Origin of the sequence: Salinivibrio sp. IB868 (assembly GCF_001995655.1) — a bacterium.
GTDB lineage: Bacteria > Pseudomonadota > Gammaproteobacteria > Enterobacterales > Vibrionaceae > Salinivibrio > Salinivibrio siamensis.
Map to the genome: position 1 here is coordinate 23,671 of NZ_MUEW01000011.1, position 15,363 is coordinate 39,033.

16 protein-coding genes are annotated in these 15,363 nt (G+C 49.9%); 10 read left to right on the forward strand and 6 right to left on the reverse strand.

Translation table 11 applies throughout. The features are described from left to right. Nucleotides 1-24: 24 nt before the first annotated feature. The gene (gene fcrX, locus BZG20_RS12245) at nt 25-471 is read right to left on the reverse strand and encodes a ferric iron uptake transcriptional regulator FcrX (RefSeq protein WP_046073568.1); all 447 of its coding nucleotides are present in this window, start codon (nt 469-471) and stop codon (nt 25-27) included. Between the two features lie 184 nt (nt 472-655). Between fcrX and BZG20_RS12250 the strand changes: the two genes are divergently transcribed. After that, nucleotides 656-1,156: a DUF4442 domain-containing protein gene (locus BZG20_RS12250; RefSeq protein WP_046073567.1), complete on the forward strand. Its 501-nt coding sequence runs from the start codon at nt 656-658 to the stop codon at nt 1,154-1,156. 70 nt (nt 1,157-1,226) lie between these two features. On the opposite strand, the gene fldA is transcribed toward BZG20_RS12250, so the two are convergent. From fldA to BZG20_RS12265, 3 genes are all read right to left on the reverse strand, one after another. Next, on the reverse strand, nt 1,227-1,754 hold the full coding sequence (fldA, locus tag BZG20_RS12255; protein WP_046073566.1) for a flavodoxin FldA: 528 nt from the start codon (nt 1,752-1,754) through the stop codon (nt 1,227-1,229). 111 nt (nt 1,755-1,865) lie between these two features. Next, nucleotides 1,866-2,087 carry a DUF2788 domain-containing protein gene (locus BZG20_RS12260; RefSeq protein WP_021022467.1) on the reverse strand — a complete coding sequence of 74 codons (222 nt, stop codon included), beginning with the start codon at nt 2,085-2,087 and terminating at the stop codon, nt 1,866-1,868. A gap of 60 nt (nt 2,088-2,147) precedes the next feature. Continuing rightward, nucleotides 2,148-2,921 (reverse strand): alpha/beta fold hydrolase, encoded by a 774-nt coding sequence (locus BZG20_RS12265; RefSeq protein WP_077579198.1) that lies wholly within the window; start codon nt 2,919-2,921, stop codon nt 2,148-2,150. Between the two features lie 99 nt (nt 2,922-3,020). Here BZG20_RS12265 and seqA point away from each other — a divergent pair, with 99 nt between their 5' ends. Beyond that, nucleotides 3,021-3,566, forward strand: coding sequence for a replication initiation negative regulator SeqA (gene seqA, locus BZG20_RS12270; protein WP_046073564.1), 546 nt, complete (start codon nt 3,021-3,023; stop codon nt 3,564-3,566). A gap of 28 nt (nt 3,567-3,594) precedes the next feature. Then, on the forward strand, nt 3,595-5,241 hold the full coding sequence (pgm, locus tag BZG20_RS12275) for a phosphoglucomutase (alpha-D-glucose-1,6-bisphosphate-dependent) (RefSeq protein ID WP_077579199.1): 1,647 nt from the start codon (nt 3,595-3,597) through the stop codon (nt 5,239-5,241). Nucleotides 5,242-5,296: 55 nt separating this feature from the next. Here the strand turns inward: pgm and BZG20_RS12280 are convergent, their stop codons facing one another. Next, entirely contained in the window at nt 5,297-6,106 is an 810-nt protein-coding gene (locus tag BZG20_RS12280) for a DUF1853 family protein (protein WP_077579200.1), read from the reverse strand. A gap of 147 nt (nt 6,107-6,253) precedes the next feature. Here BZG20_RS12280 and BZG20_RS12285 point away from each other — a divergent pair, with 147 nt between their 5' ends. Further along, nucleotides 6,254-6,451, forward strand: coding sequence for a DUF2517 family protein (locus BZG20_RS12285; protein WP_046073561.1), 198 nt, complete (start codon nt 6,254-6,256; stop codon nt 6,449-6,451). Nucleotides 6,452-6,627: 176 nt separating this feature from the next. Further along, the gene (locus BZG20_RS12290; RefSeq protein WP_077579201.1) at nt 6,628-7,386 is read left to right on the forward strand and encodes a Nif3-like dinuclear metal center hexameric protein; all 759 of its coding nucleotides are present in this window, start codon (nt 6,628-6,630) and stop codon (nt 7,384-7,386) included. Between the two features lie 112 nt (nt 7,387-7,498). Here BZG20_RS12290 and BZG20_RS12295 read toward each other — a convergent pair whose 3' ends face one another. Then, entirely contained in the window at nt 7,499-8,788 is a 1,290-nt protein-coding gene (locus BZG20_RS12295; RefSeq protein WP_046073559.1) for a citrate synthase, read from the reverse strand. A 399-nt stretch (nt 8,789-9,187) separates the two neighbouring features. On the opposite strand from BZG20_RS12295, the gene sdhC reads away from it, so the two are divergent. The 5 genes from sdhC (at nt 9,188) to sucA (ending at nt 15,341) form a co-directional block, all read left to right on the forward strand. Beyond that, the gene (gene sdhC, locus BZG20_RS12300) at nt 9,188-9,580 is read left to right on the forward strand and encodes a succinate dehydrogenase cytochrome b556 subunit (RefSeq protein WP_046073558.1); all 393 of its coding nucleotides are present in this window, start codon (nt 9,188-9,190) and stop codon (nt 9,578-9,580) included. Further along, nucleotides 9,574-9,924: a succinate dehydrogenase, hydrophobic membrane anchor protein gene (gene sdhD / locus BZG20_RS12305; protein ID WP_046073557.1), complete on the forward strand. Its 351-nt coding sequence runs from the start codon at nt 9,574-9,576 to the stop codon at nt 9,922-9,924. Before sdhC ends, sdhD begins: the two co-directional genes overlap by 7 nt. Continuing rightward, nucleotides 9,925-11,691 carry a succinate dehydrogenase flavoprotein subunit gene (gene sdhA / locus BZG20_RS12310; RefSeq protein ID WP_046073556.1) on the forward strand — a complete coding sequence of 589 codons (1,767 nt, stop codon included), beginning with the start codon at nt 9,925-9,927 and terminating at the stop codon, nt 11,689-11,691. A 14-nt stretch (nt 11,692-11,705) separates the two neighbouring features. Further along, complete coding sequence (locus BZG20_RS12315) at nt 11,706-12,416, forward strand: succinate dehydrogenase iron-sulfur subunit (protein WP_046073555.1); 711 nt, start codon at nt 11,706-11,708, stop codon at nt 12,414-12,416. A gap of 114 nt (nt 12,417-12,530) precedes the next feature. After that, entirely contained in the window at nt 12,531-15,341 is a 2,811-nt protein-coding gene (sucA, locus tag BZG20_RS12320) for a 2-oxoglutarate dehydrogenase E1 component (protein WP_077579202.1), read from the forward strand. Nucleotides 15,342-15,363: the final 22 nt, after the last annotated feature.

Here is a 15,363-nt window from a genome sequence, read left to right on the forward strand (position 1 = left end):
CTTTTTTCGAACGTTCACACTGAATCAATCAGCGTTATGAATGGATGGGTCGGCTTTGCAATCGCCTTCCTTACAGTGACCATACAAATACAAACTATGGTTTGTCAGTTGCACATTAAAGCGTGCGGCGATTTCTTTCTGACGCTCTTCAATCAAATCATCAGAAAATTCAATCACTTTACCGCAGTCAAGGCAGACTAAATGGTCATGATGATGCTGTGTCGCCAATTCAAATACGGACTTTCCGCCTTCAAAGTGGTGACGCGTGACAATGCCTGCATCGTCAAATTGGTTCAGTACGCGGTACACGGTTGCTAGGCCAATTTCTTCACCTAGGTCGATTAATTTCTTATACAGGTCTTCGGCACTGATGTGCTGGCAATCTGGCTGTTGCAGCACTTCTAGGATCTTGAGCCGTGGGAGGGTGACTTTGAGCCCAGCTTGCTTCAACGCCTGGTTATTGTCTGACATGTGTATCTACCTGTTTTCTGCCTGAGTTAAGACAGTTGGATTAGCAAGGAAAATATCTTATAAGCCTATCAAAATTGCACTGCTCTCGCTACTCTCGACATGCGTTCTTAGGACGAAATTTGATCATTTGTGGTTGCATCAATGTTTACGAGATGTGAATATTATCTGGTTAGACCAGATGAGGATGTCAACTTACATGTATCGCTTCTACAAACCACGTATTGTTAAGTGGGCACTTAACAGCTGGCCACCGTTTTGGGGCGCAGGGATCCATATTGACGCGATTAGCCAGGATTTTAAACGCGTCAACATGCGTTTGAAACTCCGCTGGTGGAATAAAAATGCCAATCGTACCCAGTATGGCGGTAGCATCTTCTCCTTAACCGATCCTGTCTATGCACTCATGTTAATGGGGATTCTCGGCCCTCAGTACCATGTCTGGGACAAACAAGCAGATATCAATTTTATTAAGCCGGGAACCACGGACTTGTACGCAGATTTTGTGATCAGTGATGCGGTGTTAACCGATATCCAACAACAAGCAGGACGAGGCGATAAGGTATTGCCCGAGTTTGTTGTCCACGTCAAAGACGCGCATGGCGAGGTGGTTGCTGAAGTAAGGCGTACACTTTATGTGAGAAAAAAACGCCAGTATCGAGATACAGCCAGCAAACAAGCCGCATGATCGGCCCGTTGTGCGCCGGTTAGATAAAAAACGCCAAGGTTGAGTCCCCTTGGCGTTTGATAAGCCAGACTTAGTCTTCAAGCTCTGCGAGACACATTTCTTCGTAAACTTGTTTCACCCACTTGCTCACACGCTCGTCGGTCAGTTCAGGCTGGCGATCTTCATCCACACACAAGCCAACAAAATGGTTGTCATCAACCAATGCTTGTGAGGCTTCAAATTCATACCCCTCAGTTGGCCAATGACCAATGATGGTCGCGCCTTTCGCTTCAATGATGTCGCGGACGGTGCCCATGGCATCACAGAAGTATTCTGCGTAATCTTCCTGGTCGCCACAGCCGAAAATAGCCACGAGTTTTGTTGAGAAGTCAATTTGCTCTAACTCTGGGAAAAAGTCATCCCAGTCGCACTGTGCTTCACCGTAATACCATGTTGGAATACCGATCAGCAGCAAATCGAAGTTATCAATATCTTCTTTGCTGCTCTTCGCGATATCCTGCACGTGAACCATTTGCTTGCCTAATTGCTTTTGAATGGTTTTTGCAATTGCTTCCGTGTTTCCCGTGTCACTACCAAAGAAGAGACCTACACTCGCCATATAAAAAACACCCGTTTTGTCAGTGGGTTGCTGTTTGCAACTAACTCGAATTAAAGAAAAAGCGTCGCTTTTTCAAACCTATATGATTAACCAGTGACTTCAGTGCTAGGGTTAGCCGATGCCGACCCCTTCCCAAACCAACTGAATCACACCTTTTACGATAAAGCCGACACAGCCTAGTGTGAGCACAAACCAGACGATCCGTCGGCCGAATACTGGCACATTGCCCTCACGTAACACGTCTTTAATTGCCATGCCGATAAAAAAGAAAATCGCGGCGAAGACGAGATCTAGACCTATTTTCTCGAGCAATTGAAAGTGCTCGTAAAGCATGCGTGCCTCCATTGAGCACCGACTTATGCGGCGCAATATATCACAAGGGTCACTTAACTGTTAACGCTCGCTCGGCATTAAAAAACGTTCTATGACGCTGGCAACCACCGCCGGTTTTTCAGCATGTAGCCAATGACCCGTGCCTGCCACCATATGCGCTTTTGAATGCGGGAACTGAGCAACAATGGCCTCGCGGTGGTCTGGCAGAATGTATTCAGATTTCTGCCCTTTGACAAACAGAGTTGGGCCCGAATACTGGCCAAACTCTGTCCATCCCATGATGTCACGATAGCCGTGATAAAGATTATCAATATTGAAGCGCCAGGCGTAGTGACCGTGATCGGTTTTATAGAGTGATTTCAATAAAAATTGGCTCACGCCTGGATTTTCAATCGATTCATTCATAATGGTTTGCGCTTGTTGGCGGCTTTCCAGTGTCACACTTTGTGTCTGATGCAATGCCCTGAAAACATTGTCATGTCGGTTAACTTGATAATCGACTGGGGCAATATCCATCACCACCAATTGTTCTACGCGCTCTGGAAAACGCTGGGCGAGGGCCATCGCCACTTTGCCACCCATTGAATGACCAACGATAATGGCTGACTCAAGCTGTTGTGCATCCATCCACGCGACCACGGCATCGGACTGGCTTTGATAATCTGTGTTCTGTGTATGATAGGAGCGACCATGGTTAGGTAGATCAATTTGATAAACACAAAAATGCTCGGACAGTGTCTTAGCGAGCCCGCCTAAATTATCGAGATCACCGAATAAACCGTGGATCAATACGAGCGGTGAGCCCTCACCGCGAGACTTTCCGTTTAACAACACGTTGCTTTTCTCTCAGATTACTGGCTTTAACGTAGAGTATACCTATCTATCTCTGTATAATCGCCCCGTTAAACGATAAACAGGACGCGATGAAAAACAATGAAGACGATAGAGGTTGACGACGATCTATACCGGTATATTGCCAGCCAAACCCAGCATATTGGCGAAAGCGCATCAGACATCCTGCGTCGCTTACTGCTGTCGGACTCGGCACCGCAGCCAACCCAGGCTGCGCCGACGACGCCCTCTCGTTCTAGCGGTATTGTTGTCAGTAAAGACGCTGGGCGCAGTGCGTCCGTTGATCGTGTCAAAGCGATGCGAACGTTATTGATTTCAGATGAGTTTGCGGCTCAAGAACGAGCTATTGGTCGTTTTATGCTGATCCTCACCACCTTATACCGTGTTGACCAACAAGGATTCGCAGATGGTATGGCGCTAAAAGGGCGTACCCGTCTGTATTTTGCCGATAATCCACAAACTTTATTAGAAAGCGGCAAAACCACCAAACCCAAGCAGATTCCAGACACCCCTTTTTGGGTCATCACCAACACGAATACTGGCCGTAAGCGTCAGATGGTGGAGCAGCTTATGGAAAAAATGCAGTTCCCGAGTGATTTGACTGAGAAGGTTGTGAACGCGATTTAATCTATGCCACTCATGGGAGAAGAGAATTATGGCAGTGCATCCTCAAGCCGGACAGCGCGCGAATCCGCAAGATTTGTGTGATATCCCGGCGCTTGTGACGCGTTTTTTCCAGGCTCAACCACGTCCAGGTCATCCGTCGCAACGTGTTGCGTTTGGGACGTCAGGACACCGTGGAAGCGCGTTGAACACGACGTTTAACCGCGATCATATTTTGGCGATTGCACAAGCAATTTGTGATGAGCGCAGCGCGCGCGGCATTTCTGGCCCTGTCTTTGTGGGAAAAGACACTCATGCGCTTTCAGTACCAGCATTCGATGCCGTGGTTGAAGTGTTAACGGCCAATCACGTTACGGTGATTGGCCAAGCTGAGCAAGGGTATACACCCACCCCAGGGGTATCGCAGCAGATACTCGCCTACAACCGCGCGCATGACGCGAAAGCGGACGGGATTGTCATCACTCCCTCGCACAACCCACCGCAAGATGGGGGCATCAAATACAACCCGCCCCATGGTGGACCCGCCGAAGGCGAAATCACGAAAGCAATAGAAACGCGAGCGAATCACTATATTGAAACCCATCTCGTGGGTGTTAAACGCTCGGAGATTGATGCGGCGATGCACAGTGACTATTACCAAGCGCAAGATCTTGTGACGCCATATGTCTCTGGGCTGGCCAAGGTTGTTGATATCGAGGCTATTCAAAAAGCGGGTTTAAAACTTGCGGTTGACCCTTTGGGGGGCGCAGGGATCCGCTATTGGCAGCAAATTGCCGCGCATTATCAACTGGATATTACCCTGATTAACGATCATGTCGACCCAACGTTTGGCTTTATGCCGCGCGATAGCGATGGCGTGATTCGTATGGATTGCTCGTCTGCATACGCAATGGCCGGACTATTGGCGTACAAAGATGATTATGATTTGGCATTTGGCAATGATCCAGACTTTGATCGCCACGGCATCGTGACTCCCGAAGGACTGATGAACCCGAATCACTATTTAGCCGTGTGCATCGATTATTTGTTCCGCCACCGTCCGCAGTGGTCAGCCGATTTAGGCGTGGGTAAGACCCTGGTGTCCAGTGCGATCATTGATAAGGTGGTTGGCGATCTCGCTCGTCCGCTGGTTGAAGTGCCCGTCGGCTTTAAATGGTTTGTGCCTGGCTTGAGTGAAGGAACGCTTGGCTTTGGCGGGGAAGAAAGTGCCGGTGCCTCATTCTTAACCTTTGATGGGCAGCCATGGTCAACAGATAAAGATGGTATCATTCTTTGCTTACTGGCAGCAGAAATCCTGGCGGTAACGGGGCTTACGCCGCAGGCGTATTATCAAAAACTTGCCCACAAGCACGGTGATCCGTCGTATAACCGATTACAAGCGGTTGCCAATGCAGCGCAAAAGCAGGTGCTCAGTCAGCTCAGCCCCGAGATGGTGACGGCAGAGAGCTTGGCGGGCGATACCATCACCGCCAAACTGACGCATGCGCCGGGGAATGGCGCTGCCATCGGAGGACTGAAAGTGGTCACGGAGTTTGGTTGGTTCGCTGCGCGCCCATCAGGGACAGAAGATATTTATAAAATCTACTGTGAAAGCTTTAAAGGTGATGATCACTTGCGTTTGATTGAGCAAGAAGCGCAACAAATTGTTGACCGCGTGTTCAACGCTCAAGGCGTTTAGCGCGTCCCGTCGTGACGCTGTAGTCGAAAACGCGTACAGACAATGTGCGCGTTTTTTATTTCAAAGCGGGTAACGCGGGTATCGTCTCTGGCCAGTCGCGGGGTACCACGACCCAAGGGGTGAGTGAGTCATCTAACAAGTGACAGGTGCGAGATAGCTCATCAAGTGATGCGCGTTCGAGCTTGGGCAAATCAGCGAAAGCGGGCAGTGACAACCACTGGTCGCGGGCCAATACGGCAAATTCCCTGTCTGTTGGTAATGCATCTGGCCAACACCACCATCCCCCAATGCTGTCATGATTGACGGGGGGCCACTCTGGTAGGGGCTGCTCGCCATGATGATAATGGCGGTACAACCTTCCTTGCACCATCAAACGTTTCTCACTCGGTTGCCAGTGTGGGTATTGCTGACAGAAGCTTGGGTGGCTGGACAGCGCCAATTGGTGGTCAAGCATTCGCGCCACTTTGATATCCAACGCATCCTTGGCATTGGGGCCTAACCAACGGTTGTCATAGGCGAGGTAGAATTTTACCGCCACCTCCCAGTGCTCTAGTTGCCCCTGATATCTGACTAAAAAGTCGATGGCACCTCGCGTCTTGCCGCCCTCATTAATTTGTATTTCCTCAGCTTCTAACCCCAAATGCGGGTGACAATCAATGAGCTGAGTGAGCAGCCACTGATAGTAAAAGCCGATACGCTTTGGTCCCTTATAGGGCGAGGGAGATGGCAGTAATTTGTGTTGCCAAAGATGATGAGGCACAACCGGGAAGTGCTTGTCGCTGAGTAGTGAGAACTGATTTTGTAACCAGCTAAAGTCGGCATTGATTTGATCTTGGTTGCTAAATAGCGGATCGGTGTCACTCATGATGTAATTTTATTACCTTGTTAAAAGACTGTTAAAGCTGAATCTGGTGATTTTTGGGTGAAACATAACCATTTATGTAGTAAAAAAACAAAATGGGTGGTACACTACGTCCATACTTGCAAACTGGTCAGATGAGTGAGGTTGATTATGTATACACCGTTCGATAAAACCCGTGTTGTGTTGCGCCGCTGCGCGGTTGTGATCGCGGGCATCACTTGCCTGCCAACACTGATTGTGCCGCCCATGGCATCGCGTTTATATAGCCATTTACATCAAGTCTGGCTTAAAGACAGCACCAAGCCAGTCTGGTTAGCTGAGTCGGAAAAGGTCGGTGGTTTTTTCTAACCCACCTTTACCTCATCAAGGCTTAGCCTATCGTATAAGCCATAAATACGTATAGATGCAGCCGAACAGATAGGTAGCGATTAGATAAGCGGTGAGCCATTCGTGCTCGCCGCTTTTTTTATTTTTGCTTGTCAGGTTACACTGTTGCCATTGTCTCGCAAGTGGATGTGAATGCTATGAATAATTTTGAACTGGAAGCATTGCTCAACGCCGAACTAAAACCGGATAGCATCAAAGACTACAGCCCGAACGGACTGCAAGTGCAAGGGCGTGATGAGGTTCAAACCGTCGTCACAGGGGTGACGGCTTGCCAAGATCTTATTGATGCAGCGATTGAGCAGAATGCGGATGCCATCCTGGTGCACCATGGTTACTTTTGGCGCGGCGAACCACAGCAAATTCGCGGCATGAAGTATCAACGTATCAAGATGTTGATTGAACATGGCATCAATCTATACGGTTATCACTTGCCTTTGGATATTCACCCGACGCTGGGTAACAACGCGCAACTTGCCAAACGTTTAGGCATTGAGCTGCTTGGGGGACTGGAGCCTGACAACCCTGTCTCGATTCCTGTTTATGGAAAGCTTTCAACACCCATGACATTGGCACAGTTTGAGCAACAAGTGGCCACGGTGCTTAACCGGACGCCCCTTGTGATTGACGGTGGCCAACAAACGCGGATTGAAACCGTCGGGCTGTGTACTGGTGGCGCTCAAGATTTTATCGACTTGGCCGCTTCACAAGGGATGGATGCGTATCTGTCGGGTGAGATTTCTGAGCGCACAACCTTTTCGGCGCGTGAGCAGGGTGTGCATTATATCGCGGCAGGGCATCACGCGACCGAGCGTTATGGCGTGAAAGCGCTAGGGGAGTGGCTTGCCCAGCAGCATGGTTTGAATGTGCACTTTATCGATATCGACAATCCAGCGTAACGCCTAGGCGTTGAGGCTAAGCGCGATAAAAGGTAGACGCAGCAATGTGATAACCTGCTGATGATAAAGAAAAAGCCGCCTTTTGGCGGCTTTGTTATATGACATTCGCGGCTTAACTGCGCTTGTCCATCGGCGTAAACTCGCGTTGCGTATAGCCTGTGTAAAGCTGACGCGGGCGCCCAATACGCTTGTGTGGGTCGGTATGCATTTCATTCCAGTGAGCAATCCAACCAATGGTACGAGACATCGCGAAGATCACTGTAAACATCGACGTGGGAATCCCGATCGCTTTCAGGATAATGCCTGAATAGAAATCAACGTTCGGATAAAGTTTCTTATCGATAAAGTAATCATCTGACAATGCGATGCGCTCTAGCTCCATCGCTACGTCAAGCAGTGGGTCCTGTATTTGTAACTCATTGAGCACTTCGTGACAGGCTTCACGCATCACGGTTGCGCGAGGATCGTAGTTCTTGTAGACGCGGTGACCAAAGCCCATCAGGCGGAATGGATCATCTTTGTCTTTCGCGCGAGCAATATACTCAGGAATGTTATCAACATGCCCGATTTGCTCAAACATACGCAAGCACGCTTCATTCGCACCGCCGTGGGCGGGTCCCCATAACGAGGCAATCCCTGCCGCAATACAGGCAAATGGGTTCGCACCTGACGAGCCCGCAAGGCGTACTGTTGATGTGGATGCGTTTTGTTCGTGATCGGCGTGCAGCGTGAATATTTTATCCATTGCACGCGCAACCACAGGGTTGACCTCATACTCTTCGCATGGCGTGGCGAACATCATATGTAGGAAGTTCTCCGCGTAGTCGAGGTCGTTACGTGGATAAATAAATGGCTGCCCGATCGAGTACTTGTAACACATTGCAGCCAATGTTGGCATTTTCGACAGTAAACGGAACGCCGTGATTTCACGGTGTTGATCGTTGTTGATGTCGAGAGAGTCGTGATAGAACGCGGCCAGTGCACCTACAACCCCGACCATTACGGCCATTGGGTGAGCGTCACGGCGGAAGCCGTGGAAGAAGCTTGCAATCTGTTCATGCACCATGGTGTGGCGCACGATCATTGAGCGAAACTCATCGTATTGCTTTTGGGTAGGGACTTCACCGTAGAGCAGGATATAACAGACTTCTAAATAATCAGCGTTATTGGCAAGTTGATCTATCGGGTAACCGCGGTGCAGCAATACGCCGGCTGCGCCATCGATGTAGGTGATTTGCGAATTGCACGAACCCGTTGCGACAAAGCCAGGATCAAAGGTGAAATAGCCTTCGTTTACCAGCTGGCGCACATCAATGACTTCTGGACCGACGGTGCCCTCGATAATCGGCAGTTCGATTGGTGCTTTCCCTTCGATATGTAGGGTAGCTTTCTTCTCTGCCATAACAATCTCCTTTGTTATTTTATAATCCCATCCAGGATACGGACTCGACCGTTGTACCGATCGACCCTAATGATGTCAATTTTTAACCTATCGATGTGTGCGTCAGTTAATAACTTATTTGCAATGCGAGTTAAATATCTGTTGTGAGATTCCGGTCAATTTTGTGCGTTTGTAATTGTCTGTTACGCCACGTATACTTTTTCGAGGTCTCTGGGCAAATCAGTATCCTAGAGCGTTTAGGGGCTCAAACACCTTTCCTAACTGACGTGATCCATTCGCCAAGAATTGCAGTTATAAGCAATAAGGTACATGAAGCGCGTTACGCAGATGTTGCAGGTCTTACGCTTTGAGTACTGAGGTTCAGAGAGTGTAATAACTATAAATGCTCAATGGAGCTGAGTGGGCAATATCGTGAAAGAAAGAAAGTCAAGACCCGTAAACCTCGACCTCCAGACGATTCGTTTCCCGATAACAGCGATTGCGTCTATATTGCATCGAGTGGCAGGTGTCATCACCTTTGTCTCGATCGCCATCCTCCTATGGCTGCTTAGCCTGTCTCTCTCTTCTCCTGATGGATTTCAATCCGCTGCTGCCATTGTCGATAGCTTTTTCGTCAAACTGATCCTTTGGGGCATTTTGACGGCGCTGGCGTATCACATTGTTGGCGGGATCCGTCATTTGATCCAAGACATGGGTTATTTTGAAGAGCTGGAGTCTGGCGCGCAAAGTGCGCAGGTTGCATTTGTTATCACTGGCGTGTTGTCTGTGTTGGCGGGGGTTTTAGTATGGTAACTAAAAACATCTCATCGGTCGGGCGCAATGGTGTGCACGACTATGTGCTGATTCGCGCCACTGCGATTCTCATCACACTTTACACACTTTATATGGTCGGTTTTGCCGTTTTTGGTCCTGAGATTACGTATGCCTCATGGACAGCGTTTTTCGGCCAGACCAGTACCAAAGTCTTTACCATGTTAGCCCTGGTCTCCGTGCTGATTCACGGCTGGATCGGAATGTGGCAAGTATTGACTGATTATATCAAGCCAGCCTTGCTGCGTGGCATGTTGCAACTGGGCGTTGTGGCCATGCTACTGATCTATGTTTTCGCCGGTTTCTTTGTATTGTGGGGTGTGTAAGTGAGTATTCCAGTTCGCGAATTTGACGCAATTGTCATTGGCGCAGGTGGCGCAGGTATGCGCGCCGCACTGCAAATATCAGAGCAGGGCCTAACCTGTGCACTGTTATCTAAAGTGTTTCCAACTCGTTCGCACACTGTGTCCGCGCAGGGTGGGATTACGGTAGCACTGGGTAACTCGCACAAGGACAACTGGCAATGGCACATGTATGACACGGTGAAAGGGTCGGATTATATTGGCGACCAAGATGCCATTGAGTACATGTGTAAGACAGGCCCTCAATCTGTGATTGAGCTTGAAAAAATGGGGCTGCCATTTTCTCGCTTCGAAAACGGATCCATCTATCAACGCCCGTTTGGTGGCCAGTCCAAAGAGTTTGGTGGCGAGCAAGCAGCGAGAACGGCAGCGGCTGCTGACCGGACCGGGCACGCACTGCTGCACACCTTGTATCAACAGAATATTAAAAACAAGACCACGATCTTCTCTGAATGGTATGCGCTTGATTTGGTTAAAAACCAAGACGGTGTAATCGTTGGTGCCACGGCCATGTGTATGGAAACTGGGGAGATTTGCTACTTCAAATCCAAAGCAACCGTGTTGGCGACAGGTGGCGCTGGTCGTATCTATCAATCAACCACCAATGCGCATATCAATACCGGTGACGGTGTTGGTATGGCGCTGCGCGCAGGCGTGCCAATGCAAGATATGGAAATGTGGCAATTCCACCCCACAGGCATTGCTGGAGCGGGTGTATTGGTGACGGAAGGTTGTCGTGGTGAAGGCGGTTATCTGCTCAATAAAGATGGTGAACGCTTTATGGAGCGTTACGCCCCCAATGTGAAAGATTTGGCAGGGCGTGACGTGGTGGCGCGTTCGATGATGATCGAGATTCGAGAAGGGCGTGGCTGTGACGGCCCATGGGGCCCACACCTCAAACTGAAGCTCGATCACCTTGGCAAAGATGTGCTCGAGTCTCGTCTCCCCGGTATTCTTGACTTGTCGCGTACCTTTGCGCACGTCGATCCTATCAAAGAACCGATTCCGGTGATCCCAACCTGTCACTACATGATGGGGGGCATTCCAACACAAGTGTCTGGCCAAGCAATCAAGCAAGACCCGCTCGGCAATGACATTGAAGTACAAGGTTTGTTTGCCTGTGGCGAGATTGCCAGCGTGTCTGTTCACGGTGCCAACCGCTTGGGCGGCAACTCATTGCTCGACTTGGTTGTCTTTGGCCGAGCGACCGGCCTGCACCTTGGCGAGACACTCGCCGCGCAAGTAGAAGCGCGCGATGCGAGCGAGTCAGACATTGAGGCGTCACTGGCACGGGTTAATCGTTGGAATAACACCCAGCAGGGTGAAGACCCGGTTGAGATCCGCAAAGATTTGCAAGCTTGTATGCAAGAAAACTTCTCTGTGTTCCGAGAAGGCGAGGCGATGGAAAAAGGGCTGAAAGAGCTGAAGGAAATTCGCGAACGCCTTAAGTCGGCGCGTCTTGATGATACGTCAACCGAGTTCAACACCCAGCGTGTCGAATGTTTGGAGCTGGAGAATTTGATGGAAACCGCGTACTCAACGGCGGTATCAGCCCATTATCGTACTGAAAGCCGTGGCGCACATGCGCGTTTCGACTATCAAGACCGCGATGATGAAAACTGGCTATGCCACTCCATCTATAACCCAGAAACCGAAGCCATGTCGAAGCGCGACGTCAATATGGCGCCAGTGCACCGTGAGGCTTTCCCACCGAAAGTCCGCAGTTACTAAGGGGGTCGAGAACGATGAATGTTAAGTTTTCTATCTATCGCTACAACCCAGATGTAGATAATGCGCCATACATGAAAGACTACACGCTGGATGTGCCTGAAGGGTCTGACATGATGCTGCTAGATGCGCTCATCCAGCTTAAAGAGCAAGATCCTACTTTGGCCTTCCGTCGCTCGTGCCGTGAAGGTGTCTGTGGCTCTGACGGCGTCAATATGAACGGTAAAAATGGTCTGGCATGCATCACGCCGCTGTCCTCACTGATGGACAAGTCCGAAATCGTGATTCGTCCGCTACCCGGTCTACCGGTGGTGCGTGATCTTATTATTGATATGGGGCAGTTCTATGAGAACTATGAGCGTGTCAAACCCTACCTGATGAATGATGAAACGCCACCGTCGCGAGAGAACTTGCAAGCGCCGGAAGATCGCGCGGAACTTGATGGCTTGTATGAGTGCATTATGTGTGCATGTTGTAGTACCGCATGCCCTTCATTTTGGTGGAACCCTGACAAGTTTGTTGGTCCAGCGGGCTTGCTTGCCGCTTACCGTTGGTTGGCGGATAGCCGTGACACAGCGACCGAAGAGCGGTTATCTGATCTAGACGACGCTTTTAGTGTCTTCCGTTGCCACGGGATCATGAACTGTGTCAGTGTATGTCCAAAGGGACTGAACCCAACCAAGGCAATTGGGCATATCAAGTCTATGCTGATTCAGCGCGGCGTTTAAAACGCTGAACCAATAACGTAGAAAAAAATGCCCCGTCCTCGGACGGGGCTTAATAACAGGTAACCCGGCCTCAGACCGGTGTTTGGATAAATAACTAGTGGTTAAGGGATAACAATGCAAAATGGCGTGATGAAGGCTTGGTTAGAGTCTTCTCATTTGGCTGGCGCCAATGCAACGTACGTAGAAGACCTCTACGAAATGTACCTCAGTGACCCGGAGTTAGTTGATCAAGAATGGAGAGCGGTTTTCGACCAGCTGCCAGTGGTAAGTGATACCGCGGTAGAACAACCTCACTCTCGTGTTCGTGATTACTTTCGACGCTTAGCTACCGATACATCGCGTGCAAGTGCTTCAGTCAATGATCCAGATGTAGACGCGAAACAAGTCAAAGTTCTTCAACTGATTAATGCTTTTCGTTTCCGCGGCCACCAACAGGCCAGCCTAGACCCTCTCGGGTTATGGAAACGTAAACCTGTACCTGATCTGTCACCTGCTTTTCACTCTCTCAATGAGCAGGATTTCAACGAAACCTTTAATGTCGGCTCATTTGCGATTGGTAAAGACAATATGCAATTGGGCGAGCTGTATGATGCGCTTGAGAAGACCTATTGTGGGTCTATCGGTGCAGAATACATGCACATTACCGATACCGAAGAAAAGCGCTGGATCCAAGGTCGCCTGGAATCTGTGGTTGGACAGCCGCAGTTTAGCGAAGAAGAAAAGCTCACCTTTTTAGAAGAGCTCACCGCAGCTGAAGGCCTCGAACGCTATCTTGGTGCCAAATTCCCCGGCGCTAAGCGGTTCTCTCTTGAAGGCGGTGATTCGCTGATCCCGATGCTGAAAGAGCTGATTCGCCACGCAGGTAGCGAAGGCGCACGAGAAGTGGTGGTCGGAATGGCTCACCGTGGGCGCCTCAATGTGTTGGTAAACGTATTAGGTAAGAAACCGTCCGAGCTTTTTGATGAGTTCGCGGGTAAACAAGACGAGAGTTGGGGAACCGGGGATGTGAAATATCACCAAGGCTTCTCGTCTGATTTCGCGACACCGGGGGGGGATGTTCACCTTGCGTTGGCGTTCAACCCCTCACACCTTGAGATTGTGAACCCGGTGGTGATGGGATCAGTGCGTGCTCGCCAAGACCGACTGGAAGATAATACCGGCTCGAGTGTTCTCCCTATCACCATCCACGGTGATGCCTCTATCGCCGGGCAAGGGGTGGTACAAGAGACCTTCAACATGTCGCAAGCGCGAGGCTTCCAAGTAGGCGGCACCGTGCGCATCGTGGTCAATAACCAAATTGGGTTTACCACGTCGAACCCGGCTGATTCACGCTCGACGCAATACTGTACAGACATCGCTAAGATGGTGCAGGCGCCGATTTTCCACGTCAATGCAGATGATCCCGAGGCGGTTGCTTTTGTATCGCGCTTGGCGCTCGATTTTCGCAACGAGTTTAAGCGTGATGTGGTGATTGACTTAGTCTGTTACCGTCGCCATGGCCACAACGAAGCGGATGAGCCCAACGCGACTCAGCCGATGATGTACCAAAAGATCAAAAAGCATCCTACTCCGCGTAAGTTGTACGCCGATATATTGGATCAACAAGGGGTCGCTAATCTCGAAAAAGCCACTGAGATGATCAATGAGTATCGTGATCTTCTTGATAGTGGTGAGTGTGTGGTGAAAGAGTGGCGCCCAATGGTGTTGCATTCTGTCGACTGGACGCCCTATCTAGGCCACGATTGGACGGTAGAGTGGGCGAATAAGTTCGATGCTAAGCGTCTGAAAGAGCTGGGTCATCGCATTTGCCAGTTGCCGGATAGCCATAAACTCCACAGCCGTGTTGCCAAGCTCTACAAAGATCGCAAAGCGATGGTAGAAGGCGAAAAGATGGTTGATTGGGGGATGGCTGAGACCCTTGCTTATGCCACTTTGGTTGATGATGGCAAACGTATCCGCATTACGGGTCAAGACTCAGGTCGCGGCACCTTCTTCCACCGTCATGCGGTGCTCCACAACCAAGAAGATGGCAGCACGTATTTGCCACTTGCAAATATCCATGACAAACAAGGACCATTCGAGATCTTCGATTCCGTGTTATCGGAAGAAGCGGTACTGGCGTTTGAGTACGGTTACGCCACCGCTGAGCCAGGCGGTTTAACCGTGTGGGAAGCACAATTTGGTGACTTCGGCAATGGTGCGCAAGTGGTGATTGATCAGTTCATCAGCTCTGGTGAACAAAAATGGCGCCGCATGTGTGGCCTGACCATGCTGCTTCCTCATGGCTATGAAGGGCAGGGCCCCGAGCACTCGTCAGCACGTTTAGAGCGTTATCTGCAACTGTGTGCTGAGCAAAATATGCAGGTTGTGGTGCCATCAAGCCCCGCGCAGGTTTATCACATGTTGCGCCGGCAAGTGGTGCGCCCAATGCGTCGTCCTTTGATCGTTATGTCACCGAAGTCGCTGTTACGTCACCCACTGTGTGTGTCTAACTTGGAAGACTTAACCGAGGGTGATTTCCTACCAGCGATTGGTGAAATGGACGATCTTGAGCCAAGCAAGGTGAAACGCGTCGTGATGTGCTCGGGCAAAGTCTATTATGATTTGCTACAAGCACGCCGAGAGCAAGAGATTGATGACGTTGCCATTGTCCGTATTGAGCAACTTTATCCATTCCCTCTGGACGCGGTTAAAGACGCGATTGCGCCTTATAGCAATGCGAAAGACTTTGTTTGGTGCCAAGAAGAGCCACAAAACCAAGGGGCGTGGTACAGCAGCCAGCACAACTTCCGTGCTGCCTTACCGCAAGATGCCACATTGACCTATGCCGGACGCTCGGCATCCGCATCACCTGCGGTAGGTTATATGTCTGTACACCAGAAACAACAAAAAGCGTTAGTTCAAGACGCTCTGACCCTAAAGTAAGAACTAGAACATTAAGGATAAA

Coding starts and splice junctions, on each gene's coding strand:
- fcrX (WP_046073568.1), bottom strand. CDS start 471: ATGTCAGACAATAACCAGGCGTTGAAGCAAGCTGGGCTCAAAGTCACC.
- BZG20_RS12250 (WP_046073567.1), top strand. CDS start 656: ATGTCAACTTACATGTATCGCTTCTACAAACCACGTATTGTTAAGTGG.
- fldA (WP_046073566.1), bottom strand. CDS start 1,754: ATGGCGAGTGTAGGTCTCTTCTTTGGTAGTGACACGGGAAACACGGAA.
- BZG20_RS12260 (WP_021022467.1), bottom strand. CDS start 2,087: ATGCTTTACGAGCACTTTCAATTGCTCGAGAAAATAGGTCTAGATCTC.
- seqA (WP_046073564.1), top strand. CDS start 3,021: ATGAAGACGATAGAGGTTGACGACGATCTATACCGGTATATTGCCAGC.
- pgm (WP_077579199.1), top strand. CDS start 3,595: ATGGCAGTGCATCCTCAAGCCGGACAGCGCGCGAATCCGCAAGATTTG.
- BZG20_RS12280 (WP_077579200.1), bottom strand. CDS start 6,106: ATGAGTGACACCGATCCGCTATTTAGCAACCAAGATCAAATCAATGCC.
- BZG20_RS12285 (WP_046073561.1), top strand. CDS start 6,254: ATGTATACACCGTTCGATAAAACCCGTGTTGTGTTGCGCCGCTGCGCG.
- BZG20_RS12290 (WP_077579201.1), top strand. CDS start 6,628: ATGAATAATTTTGAACTGGAAGCATTGCTCAACGCCGAACTAAAACCG.
- BZG20_RS12295 (WP_046073559.1), bottom strand. CDS start 8,788: ATGGCAGAGAAGAAAGCTACCCTACATATCGAAGGGAAAGCACCAATC.
- sdhD (WP_046073557.1), top strand. CDS start 9,574: ATGGTAACTAAAAACATCTCATCGGTCGGGCGCAATGGTGTGCACGAC.
- BZG20_RS12315 (WP_046073555.1), top strand. CDS start 11,706: ATGAATGTTAAGTTTTCTATCTATCGCTACAACCCAGATGTAGATAAT.
- sucA (WP_077579202.1), top strand. CDS start 12,531: ATGCAAAATGGCGTGATGAAGGCTTGGTTAGAGTCTTCTCATTTGGCT.